At 42.6% G+C, this 19596-nt stretch carries 16 protein-coding genes; 4 read left to right on the top strand and 12 right to left on the bottom strand.

Annotation, left to right across the window (positions count from 1 at the left end):
• Positions 1-82 precede the first annotated feature (82 nt).
• The 3 genes from proB to LU293_RS08450 all read right to left on the bottom strand — a co-directional run bounded on the left by proB (position 83) and on the right by LU293_RS08450 (position 4027).
• A complete protein-coding gene (gene proB / locus LU293_RS08460; protein WP_242747298.1) occupies positions 83-1195 on the bottom strand; it encodes a glutamate 5-kinase in 1113 nt (370 codons plus the stop codon).
• A 464-nt stretch (positions 1196-1659) separates the two neighbouring features.
• Complete coding sequence (gene obgE, locus LU293_RS08455; RefSeq protein ID WP_242747297.1) at positions 1660-2874, bottom strand: GTPase ObgE; 1215 nt, start codon at positions 2872-2874, stop codon at positions 1660-1662.
• Between the two features lie 160 nt (positions 2875-3034).
• Positions 3035-4027 carry an extracellular solute-binding protein gene (locus LU293_RS08450; RefSeq protein WP_242747294.1) on the bottom strand — a complete coding sequence of 331 codons (993 nt, stop codon included), beginning with the start codon at positions 4025-4027 and terminating at the stop codon, positions 3035-3037.
• Positions 4028-4255: 228 nt separating this feature from the next.
• Here LU293_RS08450 and LU293_RS08445 point away from each other — a divergent pair, with 228 nt between their 5' ends.
• Positions 4256-5845 (top strand): ABC transporter permease, encoded by a 1590-nt coding sequence (locus LU293_RS08445; RefSeq protein WP_242747292.1) that lies wholly within the window; start codon positions 4256-4258, stop codon positions 5843-5845.
• Positions 5842-6837 (top strand): ABC transporter ATP-binding protein, encoded by a 996-nt coding sequence (locus LU293_RS08440; protein WP_242747290.1) that lies wholly within the window; start codon positions 5842-5844, stop codon positions 6835-6837. The genes LU293_RS08445 and LU293_RS08440 overlap by 4 nt, the downstream gene beginning before the upstream one ends.
• An 83-nt stretch (positions 6838-6920) precedes the next feature.
• Here LU293_RS08440 and LU293_RS08435 read toward each other — a convergent pair whose 3' ends face one another.
• The 5 genes from LU293_RS08435 to LU293_RS08415 form a co-directional block, all read right to left on the bottom strand.
• Positions 6921-8264: a glyceraldehyde-3-phosphate dehydrogenase gene (locus tag LU293_RS08435; protein WP_242747288.1), complete on the bottom strand. Its 1344-nt coding sequence runs from the start codon at positions 8262-8264 to the stop codon at positions 6921-6923.
• Between the two features lie 79 nt (positions 8265-8343).
• Positions 8344-8874, bottom strand: coding sequence for a hypoxanthine phosphoribosyltransferase (gene hpt, locus LU293_RS08430; protein WP_242747286.1), 531 nt, complete (start codon positions 8872-8874; stop codon positions 8344-8346).
• Positions 8875-8983: 109 nt separating this feature from the next.
• Positions 8984-10243, bottom strand: coding sequence for a serine hydrolase domain-containing protein (locus LU293_RS08425; protein WP_242747284.1), 1260 nt, complete (start codon positions 10241-10243; stop codon positions 8984-8986).
• Positions 10244-10313: 70 nt separating this feature from the next.
• Positions 10314-11183 (bottom strand): MaoC family dehydratase, encoded by an 870-nt coding sequence (locus LU293_RS08420; RefSeq protein WP_242747283.1) that lies wholly within the window; start codon positions 11181-11183, stop codon positions 10314-10316.
• Between the two features lie 61 nt (positions 11184-11244).
• Positions 11245-12600: a 3-oxoacyl-ACP reductase gene (locus LU293_RS08415; protein WP_242747281.1), complete on the bottom strand. Its 1356-nt coding sequence runs from the start codon at positions 12598-12600 to the stop codon at positions 11245-11247.
• A gap of 302 nt (positions 12601-12902) precedes the next feature.
• Between LU293_RS08415 and LU293_RS08410 the strand changes: the two genes are divergently transcribed.
• Positions 12903-14189, top strand: coding sequence for an acetyl-CoA C-acetyltransferase (locus LU293_RS08410; protein WP_242747279.1), 1287 nt, complete (start codon positions 12903-12905; stop codon positions 14187-14189).
• 297 nt (positions 14190-14486) lie between these two features.
• Complete coding sequence (locus LU293_RS08405; protein ID WP_242747276.1) at positions 14487-16094, top strand: carbon starvation CstA family protein; 1608 nt, start codon at positions 14487-14489, stop codon at positions 16092-16094.
• A 215-nt stretch (positions 16095-16309) separates the two neighbouring features.
• Here the strand turns inward: LU293_RS08405 and adk are convergent, their stop codons facing one another.
• The 4 genes from adk to LU293_RS08385 all read right to left on the bottom strand — a co-directional run bounded on the left by adk (position 16310) and on the right by LU293_RS08385 (position 19596).
• Positions 16310-16966: an adenylate kinase gene (gene adk / locus LU293_RS08400; protein WP_242747274.1), complete on the bottom strand. Its 657-nt coding sequence runs from the start codon at positions 16964-16966 to the stop codon at positions 16310-16312.
• Positions 16967-17218: 252 nt separating this feature from the next.
• Positions 17219-18481 (bottom strand): c-type cytochrome biogenesis protein CcmI, encoded by a 1263-nt coding sequence (gene ccmI, locus LU293_RS08395; RefSeq protein WP_242747272.1) that lies wholly within the window; start codon positions 18479-18481, stop codon positions 17219-17221.
• A complete protein-coding gene (locus LU293_RS08390; RefSeq protein WP_375540331.1) occupies positions 18478-18996 on the bottom strand; it encodes a cytochrome c-type biogenesis protein in 519 nt (172 codons plus the stop codon). The genes ccmI and LU293_RS08390 overlap by 4 nt, the downstream gene beginning before the upstream one ends.
• A complete protein-coding gene (locus LU293_RS08385; RefSeq protein ID WP_375540330.1) occupies positions 18997-19596 on the bottom strand; it encodes a DsbE family thiol:disulfide interchange protein in 600 nt (199 codons plus the stop codon).

Genomic DNA, 19596 nt, shown 5'->3' with positions numbered 1-19596 from the left:
ATTAATCATCAAAGTTATAACTATAAATAAATTAGAAAGCCAATCAGACGGTACACACAATCACACAATAATTACAAAGTAATCATAAAACTGCCATCTCGTCACGATGTACCATAACGGCAGTATCTTTATCGGTAATGTTTAGTAAAGCTTTTACTTCGGCGGTGTTCTTTTGGGTGATTTTTTTGGCATTGGCTGAGTCAAATCCCACTTGACCTACCGCAATGCGTGTCTTATGCTCATCAATAATCTCAACCACATCACCTGCATCAAAGTCACCTTGAACATCTATCACGCCAACAGGCAGCAGTGATTTATGCTTTTGTATGATGGCAATTTTCGCTCCATCATCCACCACAAGTGTGCCTTTCATGCGAATATGAGAAGCAAGCCACTGCTTTTTGGCAATGAGTTTATCGGCATCATCAACAGTAAGGTAAGTGCCGATTGCCTCACCATCTGCCAAGCGGGTAATGACGTTTTCCACCTTACCATTTGCAATTACCGTCGGGCAGTTACCCATGGCGGCTAATCGTGCTGCTCTGATTTTCGTCAGCATACCGCCACTTCCCCATTTACCACCATCGCCTGCCACATCAAACAGATAATCTGCCATGGCACGCTCTTGGCTGATTAAGCGTGCATGAGCATCTGTGCTGGGATTGGCAGTAAAAACGCCATCTTGATCAGTCAAAATAACGTATAAATCAGCACCCACCATGGCTGCACTCATCGCTCCTAACGTATCGTTATCGCCAAACTTAATCTCACCATAAGAGACTGTGTCATTTTCATTAATCACTGGGACGACACGCCATTCTATTAGCTGATTTAATGTTTGGCTGATGTTTAGATAACGAGAGCGATGTGCAAGATCGTCATGGGTAAGTAGAATCTGGGACGACTGCACGCCTTTTTGGATTAAAGCTTGCCACCATGTTTCAATCAAACCCATCTGACCAATGGATGCACACGCCTGCAAGGCAGAAAGCTTCTTAGGTCGTTCAGAAAGGTTCATGCGAACAACGCCTTCAGCAACTGCACCGCTAGATACCAATATCACTTCTATGCCACGGGCGTGAAGTAAAGCGATTTGTCCTGCCCATTCATAAATGGCGGTGCGATCAAGTCCACGTCCATTATTTGTAAGCAAAGATGAACCGATTTTAATGACAATTTTTTGATAAGAATTCATAAAATCAGAAAGGTTGAGACATTCATTAAAATTATACCATATTTTAGTAAATGAGCATGAAGATGATTTAAAGGTTTAATGAAACAGTGACATTGATAATCCACAGACATGCAAAGTAATCGACATACTCTTTGTGCATGGGTGAGTCTAAAAATTACACATGTCAGTTGTTATTGATGTTTATAATCTATAGAGCAATTTTTATCTCATCGTGCTTTTGGTGAGTGTTTTTAAATAAAGATGTGCGTTATGACTTTATTGATAAGGCATGTTTTGGTCAAAAAGTTGGCTTGCTGCATTGTGATTTTTAGCTGTTAATAAGTTAGTTAATCAGATTATTACTGTGCTGATATTTAGTAGCATAAAATCCCATAATTCATCAACCGATACATTACCAAGCCCACTCACACTAATACAAAAAACCCCTTACTCATCTAGCAAGGGGTTAGATATTATTTAAGCAATCATTCTTTGACGTATTCTACTGCCACATCATAATCGTCATCATCCCAGTCGTCGTCATCGTCAATATCCACACCTTCACGCTCAGCCTTACGTCTGGCACGATAAGCTTCTTTTTGGATCTCAGTATTATGGCGAACTTCTTCTTCAAGCCTTGCAAAACGCTCAGCCTGCTCTTCGGCAAATAACGGATCTTCACGCTCACGCTCTTGTTCGTCTTCAATGGCTTGCATTAAGTAATGCTTAACATCATCCACGCCTTCACCCGTCAAGGTGGAAGTGCGAAATACCATACCTGTCCAGCCAAGTCGTGCAACGATATCGGTACAGATGGCATTTTGTTCATCATCTGCCAGTTGGTCAATTTTATTAAGTACCAAAATCTGGGGGAGATTTGACAGCTCTTTAGAAAACTTAGCAAGCTCATTTAAGATAACTTCAGCATTTGCTACAGGATCACTACCATCAATCGGCTTGACATCCACGATGTGTAGTAATCTGCGAGTGCGAGCAACATGCTTTAAAAAGCGAATACCAAGCCCTGCTCCGTCTGACGCCCCTTCAATTAATCCTGGAATGTCCGCCATCACAAAAGATTGGTGAGTGCCAACATCCACCACGCCTAAGTTTGGCACTAATGTGGTGAAAGGATAATCAGCAACTTTTGGGCGAGCAGATGACACTTGACGGATAAAGGTGGATTTACCTGCATTGGGTAAACCAATAAGCCCTACGTCCGCCACGACTTTAAGCTCCAATTTTAGGTTCTTAGCTTCGCCAGGAAATCCAGGTATTGCTTTTCTTGGCGCTTGGTTGGTAGATGTCTTAAAGCGTGTGTTGCCAAATCCACCATCGCCACCTTTGGCAACAAGGATGGTTTGCCCTTTTTCGGTCAAGTCTCCAATCACCACATCAAGGTCAGTATCAATGACTGTCGTGCCAATCGGTACAGACAAATAGATATCGTCTGCACCTTTACCAGAGCAGTTTTTGCCACGCCCATTCTCACCACGCTTACCTTCAAACTTACGAGTGTAGCGAAAATCCACCAATGTGTTGGTGTTATCATCGGCAATCACATAAACGCTACCGCCCTTACCGCCATCGCCACCGTCTGGGCCGCCTTTTGGGACAAATTTCTCACGGCGAAAACTCACCGCACCATTACCACCATCACCAGCTTTAACACTGATAACCGCTTCATCAATAAAACGCATTGTCGTTCTCAAAATTAGATAAATATATGACTGTATTCTAACACATATTGCACAAATTAACTAACCCCTACTATTTAATTCTTTTTTTCGCTTATACGTCCCATAAAAAACACCGCACAAATTAAGTACGGTGTTTTTGTTGTCATCTAAGTCAAACCGATTATTTATAACCTGCTTTTTTCATCAACATGATGGCTTGGCGTTGGTTTTTACCAGCTACTGATACATTGATGATGTCACGGCGGAAGTTACCCCATGAAGCGACTTTTGGATCTGGGCTGATACGTGGGTTTGCTGGATATTCGTGGTTTAGATCAGCAAATAAGTTTTGGGCTTCAGATCCACTTAGCCATTCGATGAACTTTTGGGCTTCAGCAGCGTTATCACTGTATTTGACCACGCCTGCACCTGATACATTGACGTGCGTGCCTTTGGCGTTTTGATCAGCGAAGAATACTTTAACGTTTAAGTTTGGTTTTTTATCAAGTAAACGCCCATAGTAATAAGTGTTGGCAATACCCACATCACATTGACCAGCATCGATTGCTTCAAGCATGGCTGTATCATTAGAAAATGGGGCTGCTGCTAGGTTGTTTACCCAGCCTTTAACTACTTGTTCGGTTTTTTTAGCACCGATATTTTGAATCATCGTCCCAACCAATGATTGGTTATAGACGTTATTTGATGTGCGTAGGCACAGTTTGTCTTTCCACTTAGCGTTAGCAAGGTCTGCATAAGTAGAAAGTTGTGATGGATTTACTTTAGATGGGTTATAAAAAATTGTACGAGCACGCACAGACAGACCAAACCAGCGGTTTTTTGCGTCTTGGAAGTTTGATGGAATATTCGCTTCTAGCGTTCTTGATTTGATTGGGCGAAGCAAATCCATCTGAGCTGCCTGCCATAAGTTACCGCCATCTACCGTAATAAATACATCTGCCTTGGTGTTTTTACCTTCGTTTTTTAGACGCTCCATCAAAGGACCCGCTTTATCGTTGATAAGCGTTACTTTAGTACCTGTTTTTTGTTCGTATTTTTGAACGATAGGCTCAAGCAAGTTAGTCGCACGAGAAGAATAAACAGTCAATTCACTTGCCATCGCAGGGGCCACAGTGCCTAGAACAGCAACTGCCAATAAAGATTTCTTTAGCATAATCATTTCCTTAGCTTTAAAATGATGAATAAAATACAGCACACTTATCGGTTTTGGGCTACTCCCAACCATCAGTACAAGGATTATTGTACACACAATTACCACATTTATCAATAGTAATAATTATCATTTTATATCAAAAAATAATTATCATTAGATTTTTTAAGCCAAAATAACTTAACTATGCTAAAATATTGTATTTGCATTTAAAAAAAATGTGGAGCGTTTGTGAAAAATCCCCTACCTACCGCATGGCTACTATTTTGTGCCTGTCTTGTGCTCATACCACTGGCGACAATCATCGCAGGCTTTAGCGAGATTGATTACGAGATTTGGCAATTTTTAATGGATTATCAGCTGCCATTACTGTTCCAAAATACATTATTTTTATTAGTCACTGTGGGATTTGGTGTGTTTATGCTTGGCTCAACGACAGCTTGGCTGACGGCGATGTATCGCTTTCCTTGCCGATGGCTGTTCTCGTGGGCGATGATGTTGCCACTTGCCATGCCTGCTTATGTTCTTGCCTTTACTCAGCTTGGTATCTTTGACTATACAGGCGTGATTAACAGCTATTTTCGGGACACTTATGGTATTGAGACTTTCTTGCCTGACGTTAATAATAAGTGGGGTCTTGCCATAGTGCTTAGCTTAACGCTTTATCCTTATGTCTATCTACTGGCAAAAAGTGCCTTTATGAGTATGGGTCGCCGATCGCTTGAAGCAGGAGCTTCGCTTGGGCTATCGCCTTGGCGTGCGTTTTTTAAGGTCGCCCTACCGATGAGCCGACCTTGGCTAATGGGTGGTGTAGTGCTTGCCCTTATGGAAGTGCTGGCAGACTTTGGGGCGGTGTCTATTTTTGGTGTAGAAACATTCACCACCGCTATTTATGAAGCGTGGTTTGGCTTTTTCTCACTTGAGACAGCCAAGCAGCTAGCGTCTTTAATGATTAGCTTTGTCTTTATTTTACTTGCTTTAGAACAATACAGCCGTGGCAACCGTAAATTCCATCGTATGGATAAATCCAACCATCACACCCTAATCAACCTTAAGGGTATCTCTAAATGGCTTGCATTTGCCTACTGTGGCAGTATTTTAGTGATAGCTATCATCATTCCTATCGTGCAGCTTATCGCATGGGCGATACAGATGTATCCTAGCCAAGATGGTGAATTTGCCATCGCAGGTTGGCATTCTTTAATAATGAGCCTTGTTGGAGCAATCGTCGTGGCGGCGGTGGCATTTTTGGTGGCATTAGCAAGACGCATACGCCCAACCATGCTATCTAATGCGTTAGTGCGTATCGCAACGCTTGGCTATGCCATTCCTGGCACAGTTTTAGCAGTGGGTGTTTTTGCTCCAATTGCGTGGATTGATAACCAGCTGATTGAATTTGGCATGTTCACAGACAGTGATATCCTAAAAGGCACGCTATGGGTTATGCTCATCGCTTACATCATTCGCTTTTTAGCGTTAGGGCTATCTTCTGTCAGTTCAGGGTTTGAGCGTATTGGGCATAATCTTACCGAAGCGGCACAATCTGTTGGCGTATCACAATTTCAAACTGCCAGACAGATTTATCTACCACTACTAAAAGGACCTATGGGTGTGGCGATGATGATGATATTTGTGGATATTATGAAAGAGATGCCACTTACGCTTATGACTCGTCCTTATGACTGGCAAACACTCTCTACTATTATATTTACTTACACCACCGAAGGTCGATTTGACCAAGCTGCCTTACCTGCCTTGCTTATTATCGCTGCAGGTCTGATACCTATTATACTGTTCTCAAAATTACAGGAAAAATCATGATTCACGTTCATCATCTTGCCCTAAGTTTTGGTAAAACCAACGTTTTTAGCGAGCTGTCTTTTAGCTTAGAACAAGGCGAAATTGCTTGTTTACTTGGACAATCTGGCTCTGGAAAAACTACAGCATTACGCTGTATCGCAGGCTTTGAACGCCCACAGATGGGTAAAATCACGATGGCAGGTAAGACGCTTGTTGATGATAGCACCAATCTACCAGCCCACGAACGTAATATCGGCATGGTGTTTCAAGATTATGCCTTGTTTCCACACCTAACCATCGCCCAAAATATCGGCTTTGGTATCAGTCATCTACCAAAAGCTGAGCAAAAACAGCGAGTTGATGAGTTATTAACATTAGTCGGTCTGCCAAACTATCATAAGCGATACATTCATGAATTATCAGGTGGTCAGCAGCAACGAGTGGCAATCGCAAGAGCCTTGGCATGTAAGCCTAAACTCATTTTATTAGATGAGCCTTTCTCAAATCTGGACAATGAGCTAAGAACTCGTCTATCACATGAGATTCGCACACTCCTAAAAAACCAAAATGTCAGTGCCATCATGGTGACGCACGATCAGCATGAAGCCTTTATGTTTGCCGATAAAATCGGACTGTTGCACGGTGGCAAGCTCCACCAATGGGCAACGCCTGAAGATTTGTATCGCACGCCTGCGTCACTTGAAGTCGCTCAATTTATCGGCGATGGTGTACTACTGCCTGCCACCATCCAAGATGGCAAGTTAGATACAGCGTTTGGTTCTTTTGACTGCCAACATACCAACGCCACTTGTGTACTAATCCGACCAGAAAATGTAAAAATTACAGATGATACGCCCATCGCCACCATCACAGATCGACAATTTTTAGGCAGTCACTACCGCTATCAGATAGGTCTTAATGGTGAATCTGTATTCGCCTACGCCCCTTTGCGTCAGCATTATGAGATTGGTCAAATGGTGGGGATTGAGATTTTTGATGGCTGGGCGGTATAGCACCCGCCACGAGCCTATCAAAACCAGCAAATGACACCAACAAAAAAGACCGATAAACATCGGTCTTTTTTATCAAAATAAGCTTATTTTGCCATAGTTTCTGCCACACGGATAACCTGTGTGCTATAGCCCATCTCGTTATCATACCATAGGTACATAACCGCACGATTGTCGGTAGCTAACGTAGATTTGGCATCAAAGATTGCTACTTTGTGCGAACCCACAAAGTCAGTAGATACCGCTTCTGGGCTATCAGAATAAGCAATCTGAGCTTGCCACTGTTCGCTTTGACTTGCTTGTCTTATAAAAGCATTGAGTTCTTCTGCTGAGCCTACCGAATGCTTAAAGTTTAGATTTAAAATCGCAAGAGACACGTTTGGCGTTGGCACACGGATTGATGAGCCTGACAGCTTACCCTTAAGCTCTGGAATCGCCTTACTCACCGCCTTAGCTGCACCTGTGCTGGTCATCACCATATTTAAAGGAGCAGCACGACCACGGCGATCTGCTTTGTGATGGTTATCAACCAGATTTTGATCGTTCGTGAAGGCGTGAATGGTTTCCATATGTCCATTATCAATGCCGTATTTATCGTTTAAGATTTTTAGGGTTGGTGTGATGGCGTTAGTTGTACAAGACGCCGCCGATACGATGGTTTCATCACCAATCATGTCGTCATTTACACCCCAAACGATGTTCTTAATATCACCAGATGCTGGAGCGGTAAGCAGTACTTTTTTGACGCCTTTAGACTGTAAGTGCTTGCCAAGCCCCGCTTCATCTTTCCATTTGCCTGTATTATCAATCACGATGGCGTTATCAATGCCATGAGCGGTGTAGTCCACTTCGCTTGGGTCAGACGCATAGATTACCTTGATGAAACGACCATTCACCACGATACCGTTATTCTCATCATCAACGACAACCGAGCCATCAAACCAGCCGTGCACACTATCACGCTCAAGCAGACTTGCTCGTTTTGCTAAATCGCCATCACCAGCTGGACGTACAACGATGGCTTTTAGTTGTAAGCCTTTATCAGATACAGGACGGCTCATTAATAGGCGTGCCAAGATGCGACCAATGCGACCAAAGCCATAAAGCACAACATCCGTACTTGGGGTTTCACGGCCGTCTGTAAAATCGTCAGCGGTTTTACCTGCCTTAATCGCTTGGACTAGATCTACGGTTGTGTTCTTTAGGTTCTTATCTGCTAGGCTTTTAACAAATATCAAAGTATCTGCTACATCTAGACCATGCTTATCATGCACAGCGATTAATTTTGTTACATCAAGACCAATGCGATCGCCTAAGAATAAAGCCGTCACATTATTTTTAACCAATGAATTTAAAGCCACGAGTAGCTCGATTGCAATACTCTCTTGGTTTGTGCGTTTTGATAAATGAGAAGTGTAGAGATTTGACATAGCTTTTCCTAGTTTGACGAAAAATAAACACCCAAATTGTAAAACAAAATGGGTGTTTTGGCAATGCCAAACGGATAAATTACAGACCTATTTCACCAATGAATGGAATGTGGCGGTATTTTTGGTCATAGTCAAGCCCATAACCTACGATGAATCTATCTTCCACTTCAAAACCAATAAATTTTACATCAACGTCCACTTTACGACGTGATGGCTTACTAACTAGCGTACAGATTTCCACTGAATTTGGATTACGGGCTTTTAAAATTTCTAAAACTTTTGACAACGTTGTTCCTGAATCAATAATATCTTCAACAATCAGCACATCTTTGCCATGAATATCGCCATCTAAATCTTTTAGGATTTGCACCTCACCAGTTGATTGGGTGCCACTGCCATAGCTAGATGCTGTCATAAAATCAAGCTCATGCGGCTTGTCAATAGCACGGCATAAATCTGCCATAAAAATCACCGAACCACGCAAAAGCCCTACCAAGATAAGCTCTTTATCGCTGTCTTGATAGTAGGCGTTAATCTTCTTGCCAAGCTTAGCAACTTTTGCAGCGATTTCATCGGCACTGATCATTACGTTTAAGGTTGGTTCTGTCATGATATTCTCATCAAATTATAAAATCAAAAATGCTGTGCCAAACCCAAGAATCAAGAATAAGGCTAGATAAATTTGCTATTTTAAAGAAAAAGCAGTTATTTGGCAAGAATTAAGCCAAAGCGATTGCCATCTCACTAAGTGCAAACTGTCGCACGTCATTTAGCATAACCGTATCAAAGTTATGAATGAACGCAAAAGCAAGTTTACTATCAGGATCACAAAACGCAACTGAGCCATTATAGCCCATATGCCCATAGGCATTTGGAACGTTATGAATGCTAAATAAGCGATGAAATCCTGTTCTCCATTTCATATTTGCAGGCATGACGGCATCTAAGCCATCTACTTGTACACGTCGCAAATCATCGAGCACTTTTGCACTAATAATCGTCTGATTTTGCCATACACCCCCGTTGGCATGCATAGCATAGATGGTTGCCAAAGCATTTGCTGTGGATACGCCATTTGCCGCAGGAATACACGCCTGCATCACTTCTTGACTGTGATAAGATACGCCATCACGCCCATTTGGCATGAGTGCGTTTTTATAGTTCATCAGATTCATCTTAGAAGTATCAAAATACAGCTTGTTAATGCTTGCAGTGGATAACGGTGTATCACCTAAAGCGTCTTGCCATAAATAACTAATGGGGAGATGATTTAACACGTCGCTGATGGCTTTTGTGTCAGGTTTTAAGGTTGGTTTTCGGCGAACTGCTGTATCGGCGTTCTTATCAAAATAATAAACAGGTTTCGCCACTTGATCAAGCTTATCGCTTGGCACGCCAAAATACAACTCGCCCTTAATCCCAAGCGGCTCTGCCAAAAATGTATCTAATGCCGCTTGCAGGGTCAGCTGAGTTACCTTTTCTACCACATGACCTAAAATCCAGCCAGAAACAAGAGCGCTATAAGCACTGGCATAATGATGATTATCTTTTGGCTTTGGTGCTGATGGCGTCATATTTGCTATTTTTTCGCCCATCAATTGCCAGTTTAACAATACTTGGGGGTCATTTGTTACATCGGCGATATTAAATAGATTAGCAGTATGCGTTAAGATATGACGCAATGTGATGTCTTGCTTACCGTTGACGGCAAATTGTCCCCAAACATGAGCGATAGGCTTGTCATAACTAAGCAAACCCTTTGAAACTAAAGCGGCGATTAATGTTGCCATCACCCCTTTGCCGATAGAAAAATTCACCGACAGCGTATGTTCGTCCCACACGACATTTGGCAAAGCTTGCCCAACAGAAGTATTTACCACCACTTGATTGTCTTTAAAAATCACAAGCGAACCACCTGCAGGTGCATCATCAAACTGTAAAGATTTCAAAACATCAGAAAAGTCGTGCCACGTTGCCATCATCGTATCCAATTAAAAAGGCGGTATTGTAAATCAAAATGACCAAAAACACAAAACCGCCCCAACACGCTTATAAATAAGTCACTTGTCCAAGCAAATGTGGTCTGTCTTCTTTATCATAGACCCCAAAGGCAGTTTCATCGGTGTTTTTATTAACAACAAGCTCCACCTTAGAAGGTAAGAATATAGGTAGCTTAAAAGACACATCAATTCGATACGCTTTTGGCAAATCCGTCAAGGCAGACAGCACTCTTGCTTTTGACCACATACCATGAGCTATCGCCTTAGGAAAGCCAAACGCTCGGGCTGATAAGGGGTGCAGATGAATGAGATTAAAATCCCCTGACACGAAAGCATAGCGTCTACCAATGTCTTCTGGCACATCAATAATTTGGATAAAACCTTGACCTTGTGATAGCTTTGGTGTGATGGTGGGTGTCGCTCTTGTGATGGACTTATCTTTTGGCTTTTTTTGGCGTGATAGATAGGTTGATACACCCTGCCAAACCAGCTCTTTGCCAATATGAACGGTGGTTATAAAATCAAACTGCTGACCCTTATCATGTGGACGCAAATTATCCAACTTCACCGACATCGCAACCGTTTCGGTATCAAAGATAGGGCGATACTGTGTTACTGAATTTTCAACATGAACCAGCCCTAACATGGCAAACGGGAAGTCTTCTTTTGCCATCATGTTCATCTGTAGGTTTTGGGAAAGTACCGCAAAATAAGTGACTGGCACTCGCCCATCATCCATAAACCCACAAATTTTACGGTATTCTTTTAGATTGTTTTGGTCAATCGCAAGCTTAAGAATGCTATAAACCGCACCAGGCAATGACTTAGCTGTACTATCGCCATGGGGAATTAAGCTTTTAATGACGTTAGCATAAGTGGTGTGCAGCTTTGGCAATTCTTGAAAGATTTGGTCTGCCATAATTTTTCCTTAAATTTAATCAATCAGCATAACAAATGAACGTGCTTTTATAAATTACCAATCACGCACCTAATACCGATAAGCCGCAGACACGCACGACATTACCATTTAGCCCAGATGCCTTAGGCGATAACAGCCAAGCAATCGTTTCTGCAACATCTACAGGCTCTCCACCCTGACTCATCGCATTCATTCGGCGACCTGCTTCACGAATGGCAAAAGGTATCGCCCCTGTCATCTTAGTCTCAATAAAGCCCGGTGCAACAGCATTAATGGTGCGTGCTGTGCCATCGAACAATTTAGCAGTAGCATTCACAAGACCGATGACACCAGCCTTACTCGTTGCATAATTAGTCTGCCCCAAATTACCCGCTATCCCAGAGATACTAGATACACAGACCACCCGAGCATCATCGCTTAACCCATCATGATCCAATAGATACTGATTAATATCAGCGATGGCTTTAAGATTAACATTTAGCACAAGATCCCACTTCTCTTCACTCATGTTTGCCAATGTTTTATCTTGGGTGACGCCTGCATTATGCACCACGCCATCTAGCACGCCACATGCCTGAATAATCTGCTGTGCTGCGGTAGGGTCTGTAATATCAAGCGGTAAAGCTTTTGCACCCAAGTTGCCTGCTACTTTTTGTAAGTCGCTTAGATTGTTTGGCACATCAAGGCAGTATAACATCGCTCCATCTCTTGTGAGCACTTCTGCAATAGATTCACCAATACCACGACTTGCTCCTGTTACTAGGATTTTTTTGCCTTTTAAAGGTTGGCTGCTGTCAAAATGATCAAGCTGTGCATCCACGCCTTTTTTAAGAATGACGGGCTGACCTGACACATAAGCAGATTTTGCCGACATAAAAAAATGCAACGCATGTGGCAGATGGCTTTCTGCACCTTCTTGCACATAGATGGCATTTGCTGTAATGCCTTTTTTGAACTCTTTACCGATGGACTTTATAAAGCCAAGCACAGAACGCTGTGCTAACGCAAAACCAATATCCGTACCCGTACAACATTCTGGGCGAGCAATGACGATAATCCGACCAGACGGTTTTATTTTACGGGCAATTTTATGAAAAAAGTCATACACTGCCTTTAACCCATCAACATTTTTGATATTGGTTACATCAAAAATCGCTACTTTAAAGCGAGCATTCTCGTCAGTTAGTCGCTCATCAAGCGTGGCTTCGGTGGTAATTTTAGCATCTAAAGCTGTCAATACACCCCCCACCGTCTGTTTTACCACCCCATCACCAGCAGAACCAAAAGCCACCTCGCCACGCAAAATCGGCTGACCTTCTTCATAGCGGTCTAGCTTGATAGGCATCGGTAGCCCTAAGTTTTTGGCGACTTTACGACCCAAGGAAGATTGTACTAATTCACCATAACGATCACTCATAATGTCATCCTTCTTATCAATAAATCAGCGAACTGGTTAGATGTGCTATTTACACTTAATAAACGCATTCTAGCATAAAAATACATGGTTGCTAAAAAATGTCTTAAAATATAAATAAAAGTTATTCTATAAAATATTTTTACAAAAAATTTATTATTATTAAGAAAAAACCTACCTCTTTTAGGTTAATGATGGTAAGCTAGCTTTCATAATATACTTAGCTTTACTAGGAATATAGCTTTCTAGGAATTCTAACAAACTCACAGAAAATAAACAATCATTCATCACTGAAGGAAAAAATTATGACTGATATCAAAAAAGTCGCCATCATCGGTGGTAATCGCATCCCTTTTGCGCGCTCAAACGGAGCTTATGCGGACGCTAGCAACATTGACATGCTAAGTGCCGCCCTAAATGGTCTGGTTGCACGTTATGATTTGGCTAATAAGCCCATCGGAGAAGTAGTTGCAGGAACCGTGCTTAAGCACAGCCGTGACCTAAACTTAACACGTGAAAGTGCACTAAACACCCCACTAAGCCCACAAACACCAAGTTATGACATCTCGCAGGCGTGTGGCACAGGGCTACAGGCTGCTTTTGCTGTCGCTAATAAAATTGCCTTAGGTATTATTGATAGTGGGATTGCAGGTGGTACAGACACCACATCAGACGCACCGATTGCGTTAGGTGATGGCATTCGTAAGCCATTACTTGAGCTTAATAACGCCAAAGACATTAAGGCTAAATTAACCGCCCTAACGCATATCAACCCAAAAGATATACTTTCTTTTCCAGCTAATGGCGAGCCACGCACTCGTCTATCTATGGGCGAACACCAAGCCATCACTGCTTTAGAGTGGAACATTAGCCGCCAAGCTCAAGATGAATTGGCAATGAATAGTCATCACAATCTAGCAAAAGCCTATGAAAGTGGTTTTTTTGATGATCTCATCACCCCTTATAAAGGTCTTAGTCAAGACAATAACCTACGCTTTGACACCAGTCTTGACAAACTTGCTAAATTAAAGCCTGTATTTGGCAAAAAAAATGCCAACCCTACCATGACAGCAGGCAACTCCACCCCCCTAACGGACGGTGCAAGCTGCGTTCTACTGGCAAGTGATGAATGGGCAGCTAAGCATGGGTATGAGCCTTTAGCCTATCTGACACATCAGCAGACAACGGCGGTTGATTTTATTGGCAAAGATGGGCTTACTGAAGGCTTACTGCTTGCACCTGCCTATGCTGTGCCAAAAATGCTAAAAAAGGCAGGTTTAACTTTACAAGACTTTGATTTTTATGAGATTCATGAAGCTTTCGCCTCTCAAGTGTTAGCTACTTTAGCTGCTTGGGAAGATGAGACTTTCTGCAAGCACCGTCTAGGGCTTGACGCACCACTTGGCTCAATAGACCGTAGCAAGCTCAATGTCAATGGCTCAAGTCTTGCTGCAGGACACCCTTTTGCTGCCACAGGTGGGCGTATCTTAGCAACTGCTGCTAAGCTGCTTGCCCAAAAAAGCAAAGGTCGTGCCTTAATCTCTATTTGTGCAGCAGGTGGTCAAGGTGTTACTTGTATCTTAGAACGCTAACGCCATTGATTTATATTACATTTAATCGCACAGTTTTATGCTGTGCGATTTTTATGGTAAAGCGTAATCATAACGGTCACAAGCGATCTTGAGCAATGACACAAAAGTTACACAAGTTAAATACCACTTTACAATCAAGCAAAATTTTTATATCCTAACATCACCGTTTAGCACCATTTTTGCATTCACTTTAGTGAATGGCAGAACCCACCTTTATATTCATTGGAGCTGATTTGGCTAAGTTGTTTGTAAGCCCACATCATTGAACGGTGTACATCTATCTATGGGAATCTAACTATGTTGTGGTTTTTCTTTTGTATCGCCATTCTTATTATTGGCTACTTTGTATATGGCAAGGTTATCGAAAAAATCTTTGTCATAAACCCAAATAAAAATACGCCTGCCTATGCCATGACTGATGGCGTGGACTATGTCCCAATGTCTAAAGGGCGTATTTGGCTAATTCAGCTACTAAACATCGCAGGAACAGGTCCAATCTTTGGTCCAATTTTAGGGGCATTATATGGTCCTGTCGCCATGCTATGGATTGTCATCGGCTGTATTTTTGCTGGTGCTGTGCATGACTATATGTGTGGTATGCTATCGGTGCGTAACGGTGGTGCGTCTATGCCGTACCTGACTGGTAAATACCTAGGTCAACCAGTCAAGCACTTTATTAACTTGCTTGCTGTCGTGCTTTTATTACTGGTCGGAGTTGTATTCGTCGCCAGCCCAGCCCAGCTCATGAGTGCCATCACGATGGACGCCTTTGGCTCAAATGCTACAGGAGCGATCTCAGTTGATAACGCTGAAAGTGTAGCAGCTGCTGCCAGCTCATCAGTAAACACCTTCTTTGGCATGACCAAAGAAACCGTGCTGATTGCTTGGACGGCGATTATCTTTATCTACTACATCATAGCGACTTTGCTACCGATTGATAAGATTATTGGTAAGGTTTATCCATTTTTCGGTGGTTTATTGCTGTTCATGTCACTTGGTATGACTTATGGACTTCTTAAAAATGAGCTTGGCAGTTCTGATACCTATTTCTTTCATTCTATGGGCGGCTTAACAGTTGAAAGCTTCTTTCAAAACTTCCAACCAAAAAACGACCTACCAATCTGGCCTTTGTTATTCCTAACCATCACCTGTGGTGCATTGTCAGGATTTCACGCTACCCAAACCCCACTGATGGCTCGCTGTGCTGAACGCGAAGACGAAGGTCGTTTCATTTTTTATGGTGCGATGATTGCCGAAGGTGTGATTGCTCTGATTTGGTGCGTGGTCGGCATGTCGTTTTATCCTGATTTATCAGCACTTCAAGAAGCGATTGCTGCAGGCTCACCCTCTAAAGTGGTGTATGACAGCTCTATCTCTTATCTTGGCTTGATTGGTGGCATATTCGCTGTCCTTGGTGTGGTTATACTACCGATTACTTCTGGAGATACTGCGTTTCGTGCAGCTCGTCTCATCATTGCTGAGTTCTTAAATATGGAACAACGCACCCTAACCAAACGTCTACTCATTGCTATCCCGCTATTTGTGATAGGCTTTATCGTCTCTAAAGTGGACTTTCAAATCTTATGGCGTTACTTTAGCTGGGCAAACCAAACTGTCGCTGTGGTTATGCTTTGGACAGCGGCAGGTTATCTGTATCGCTATCGTAAGTTTCATTGGGTTTGTAGTATTCCTGCCATCTTTATGAGTGCAGCGTGCTATACATTCTTAGCGTATAATAAAATCGGCTTTGAGCTTGATTATCAGCTGTCAGTCTATATCGGCATTGGTTTGACTATCCTAACAACAGGGGCATTCTTCTTATTTGTCAAACGTGAACAAATCGCAGGCGATCCTGACGCTCTTATTGTAGAAGAAAAAATCACATCGACCGCTATTAAAGTTTAATAAGCTTAGGTCTATAGCACCTTCTAGGTTTAGGCTTAGAAGGTGTTTTTACTGTCCGCCCACACCACCTAAAGCACGCTTAAGCACATTGTCAATTTTTATGCCAAGCTTTAACAAATAGGTGACAAATAGCCCCATAAAGGTAGTCGCCATGTATCATACGCCCATAAAAAACCACCCAGTCGTTTTGGGTGGTTTTGTCAAGTAAGACAAACTTAGCCTTTTAATACTGTAAAAATCTCATCTTTTACTGTATTAATGTCTTTAGTACCATCAAACTGATGATAGCTTGGGGCATTGCCGCCTGCCTTAGCAAGGTTTTGGTAATAGTCCACTAAAGCAGATGTCTGACCATGATACACCGCCAAGCGATCGCGGATAACGTCTTCTTTATCATCATCACGCTGAACCAGTGGCTCGCCTGTCTCATCATCTATATTATCCACTTTAGGCGGATTATATACCATATGATACACACGTCCTGAAGCTGGGTGACTGCGTCTGCCTGATAAGCGATTAACAATCTCATCATCAGCAACACTAATTTCGATCACATAGTCAATATCAACATCTGCATTCTTAAGAGCTTCAGCTTGGGCAATCGTGCGTGGAAAACCATCAAAAATACAGCCATTAGCACAATCTGGCTGACTAATGCGTTCTTTAACCAGATTGATAATTAGCTCATCAGACACCAGCTGACCTTTATCCATCACTTCTTTGGCAGTCTTACCAAGTTGTGTGCCTGCCTTGATTGCCGAACGCAGCATATCACCTGTAGAGATCTGTGGAATGTTAAATTCTTTTGAAATAAACTGGGCTTGGGTACCCTTGCCCGCTCCTGGTGGTCCAAGTAAAATAATGCGTAACATGATATGATCTCCAAAGTGATAAAGTTAAAATGGCTTAATGCTAGAAAAGGAACGGTCTTAAAACCCATTCAATCACGCCAAATAATTAAGCCAACAAGCCAAAAAGACGCTTTTTGCTAAAATTGGGGTATCCCACCTATGACAAAAAATTAAATCATGAATAGGTTTGTAACGTTATAAAACCGATTTCTCACTATAAACCACAAGCCAAAAATGTTCAAGCATTTTATGCAATCTAATCGCTTACCTCACTTAAGGCACGATGCGTGCGATATGAATCTTAGCAGACTTTTGAGCTATTGTTAAAATGACAGGATTAGCAGATAAATCCCCAGATTTAGTGACCGCATCGCCACTGCTACTGATGTGGGCAGTCAGCTTAAGCTTAGCACCGTTTTGGCGAGCCAAGCTTAAGGTGCGTTCTGGCATCACCGCATCTAGATCACTTAGCGTAACCTGAGTCTCACCTTGCTGAAGTTCTGATATAGGCAATCGCTTTGCAGCATAGGGCGGACCTCCTGCCACTTCACTGATGGCAATAAACAGCACTGAGCCACTATTAAGCTTTGGCATCAGCTGCTCATCGACAGTAATAGACACTTCCACGCCTTGCTGGTCTTGGTGTTCTTGCTGATCAATATGAGCGAGCAAGCTGTCTAAGCTACTTAAAGCCTCACTTCTATCGCCTGATTTGGTGGCGATATTTTCACGCAACCGACCAATCCACTGCCTAGCGGCATCAAAATTTCTAGCGCGTGCCTCACCCATCGCCATCATCATCATCGCACCTTCATGAGCTGGCTGTTTTGCCAATACGCCTTGAACAGCATCAAAACCTTGGGCATCAAGCACACCATTTGCTGCAAAAAACCGTGTCTGAACATAACGCATGGCGATATCAATATTATCTGGCTGTAAACGATAAGCCCGTGAAACCGCCTCAACTGCTTGCGACTTGGCGTCAATCATACCAAATAGCTCTGACAGTCGTATCCAACGATCTGCGTCATAGGCATGGCGATGAACATTTGTCTGCATTGCACTAATCAATGCCATGCTATCTTTTGCCGCCCATTCAGGTGGCGTACTAATCTTACCTGTTAATAAATCATCAGCCACTTGCCCAACTGTGTCTTGAGCCTCCCATAACTTAAAAACACTCGTACGGTCAGCCACGAGCAAATAAGCCATAGCCGATAAAATCAGCACCCAAATAATCACGATAAGCCTGCCTTTTCTGCCGACAGGAGTGCTTATTTCGCTCTTAGTCTGTGCCTCTAATAGCTGGCGTTTTAGTTCAATGATCTGGGCTTGGTGCGTCTCATCGTTGATAAGCCCTGTCGCCTTATCGTCATTCAGCTCTGCAATACGCTGCTCAAATACAGCGACATTTACCGACATTAAGCGATTATCTGATGGTGCTCGAGTTCTCATCCATGGCAAAATGACAATGATTGAGATCACAAGACACAGCAGTACCGCTGCACTAAAAAATAATAACAAACTTGGGCTCATGGTCGCTCCCTATCTGCATTCTGATAGCTGTTATGATTATGCTGATGATGCTCTAAAATCTGAGCAATACGCATCTCTTCGTCAGCAGATAGTGCATTTACATCATCTGCCATGACTTGGCGAATGCCTTTGGCTTTATAAAACCAACCCAAAAGCAACATAATCAACAAAATCGGCGGAAAAAACCATAAAATCCAAGTCGAAGGTCTAATAGGTGGCTTATAGCTGATAAAATCGCCATACCGCTCAAACATAAAATCACGAATCTCACGATCACTACGACCATCTTTGATCATTTCGTAGGTTTTTTGTTTAAGGTCTTGGGCGATGGGAGCATCCGAACCTGCTAGATTCTGATTTTGGCAAGTCGGACATCGAAAATCTTCAATCAAAGCATTATAGCGTGCTTCTTGGACACTGTTGTCAAACTCTCGAATCTCAATCGCCCCAAGAGCAGGTAGCGTTAAAAAAGCCATCATGCTAAGGCTCATCAGTAGCTGTTTTATCGGTTTCATCTAACCTCCACATGCTTGGTTTTTGGCAGCTTCGTCTAGGCTATCATCTGCTAGAGCTATCATACAAGGCTTAATTTTATTGGCATAATTGTCAGCATGAATCTCACCCACGATGTGCAGTCTCACCACGCCATCTTGATCCACGATGAAACTTTCAGGTGCTCCTGTTAAGCCAAGATCTAAAGCCAAATCACCTGTATAATCTTGCACTGAGTATAAAAATGGGTCGCTATGCTCATTTAGGTATGTGAGTGCATCTTCTGGCTCATCTTTATAGTTTACGCCAATCATTAGCACGCCTTGGTCGTGCAGCTCCATTAAAAATGGGTGTTCCACTCGGCAAGTTAGACACCATGAACCCCATATATTTAGGATAAATGGCGTCTTAGGTAGATCGTTATTGGTCATCGTGCGTGATGGGTCAGACAGTAGTGGCAAACTAAAGCTTGGTAACTGACGATATGTAGATTTGGTATTGACGATATCACTTGTTCCTGCCTTTTGGACATTATCTTGGCGTAAGGACAGCATAGCGATTAGCCCTGCAAACACCACAAGCGGAATAATAAACAGCCATTTTTGAGTAGATTTTTTCATCAC

The organism is Moraxella nasovis (genome assembly GCF_022701215.1).
GTDB classification, from domain to species: domain Bacteria; phylum Pseudomonadota; class Gammaproteobacteria; order Pseudomonadales; family Moraxellaceae; genus Moraxella; species Moraxella nasovis.
This window is presented reverse-complemented; position numbering and strand designations above follow the sequence as displayed.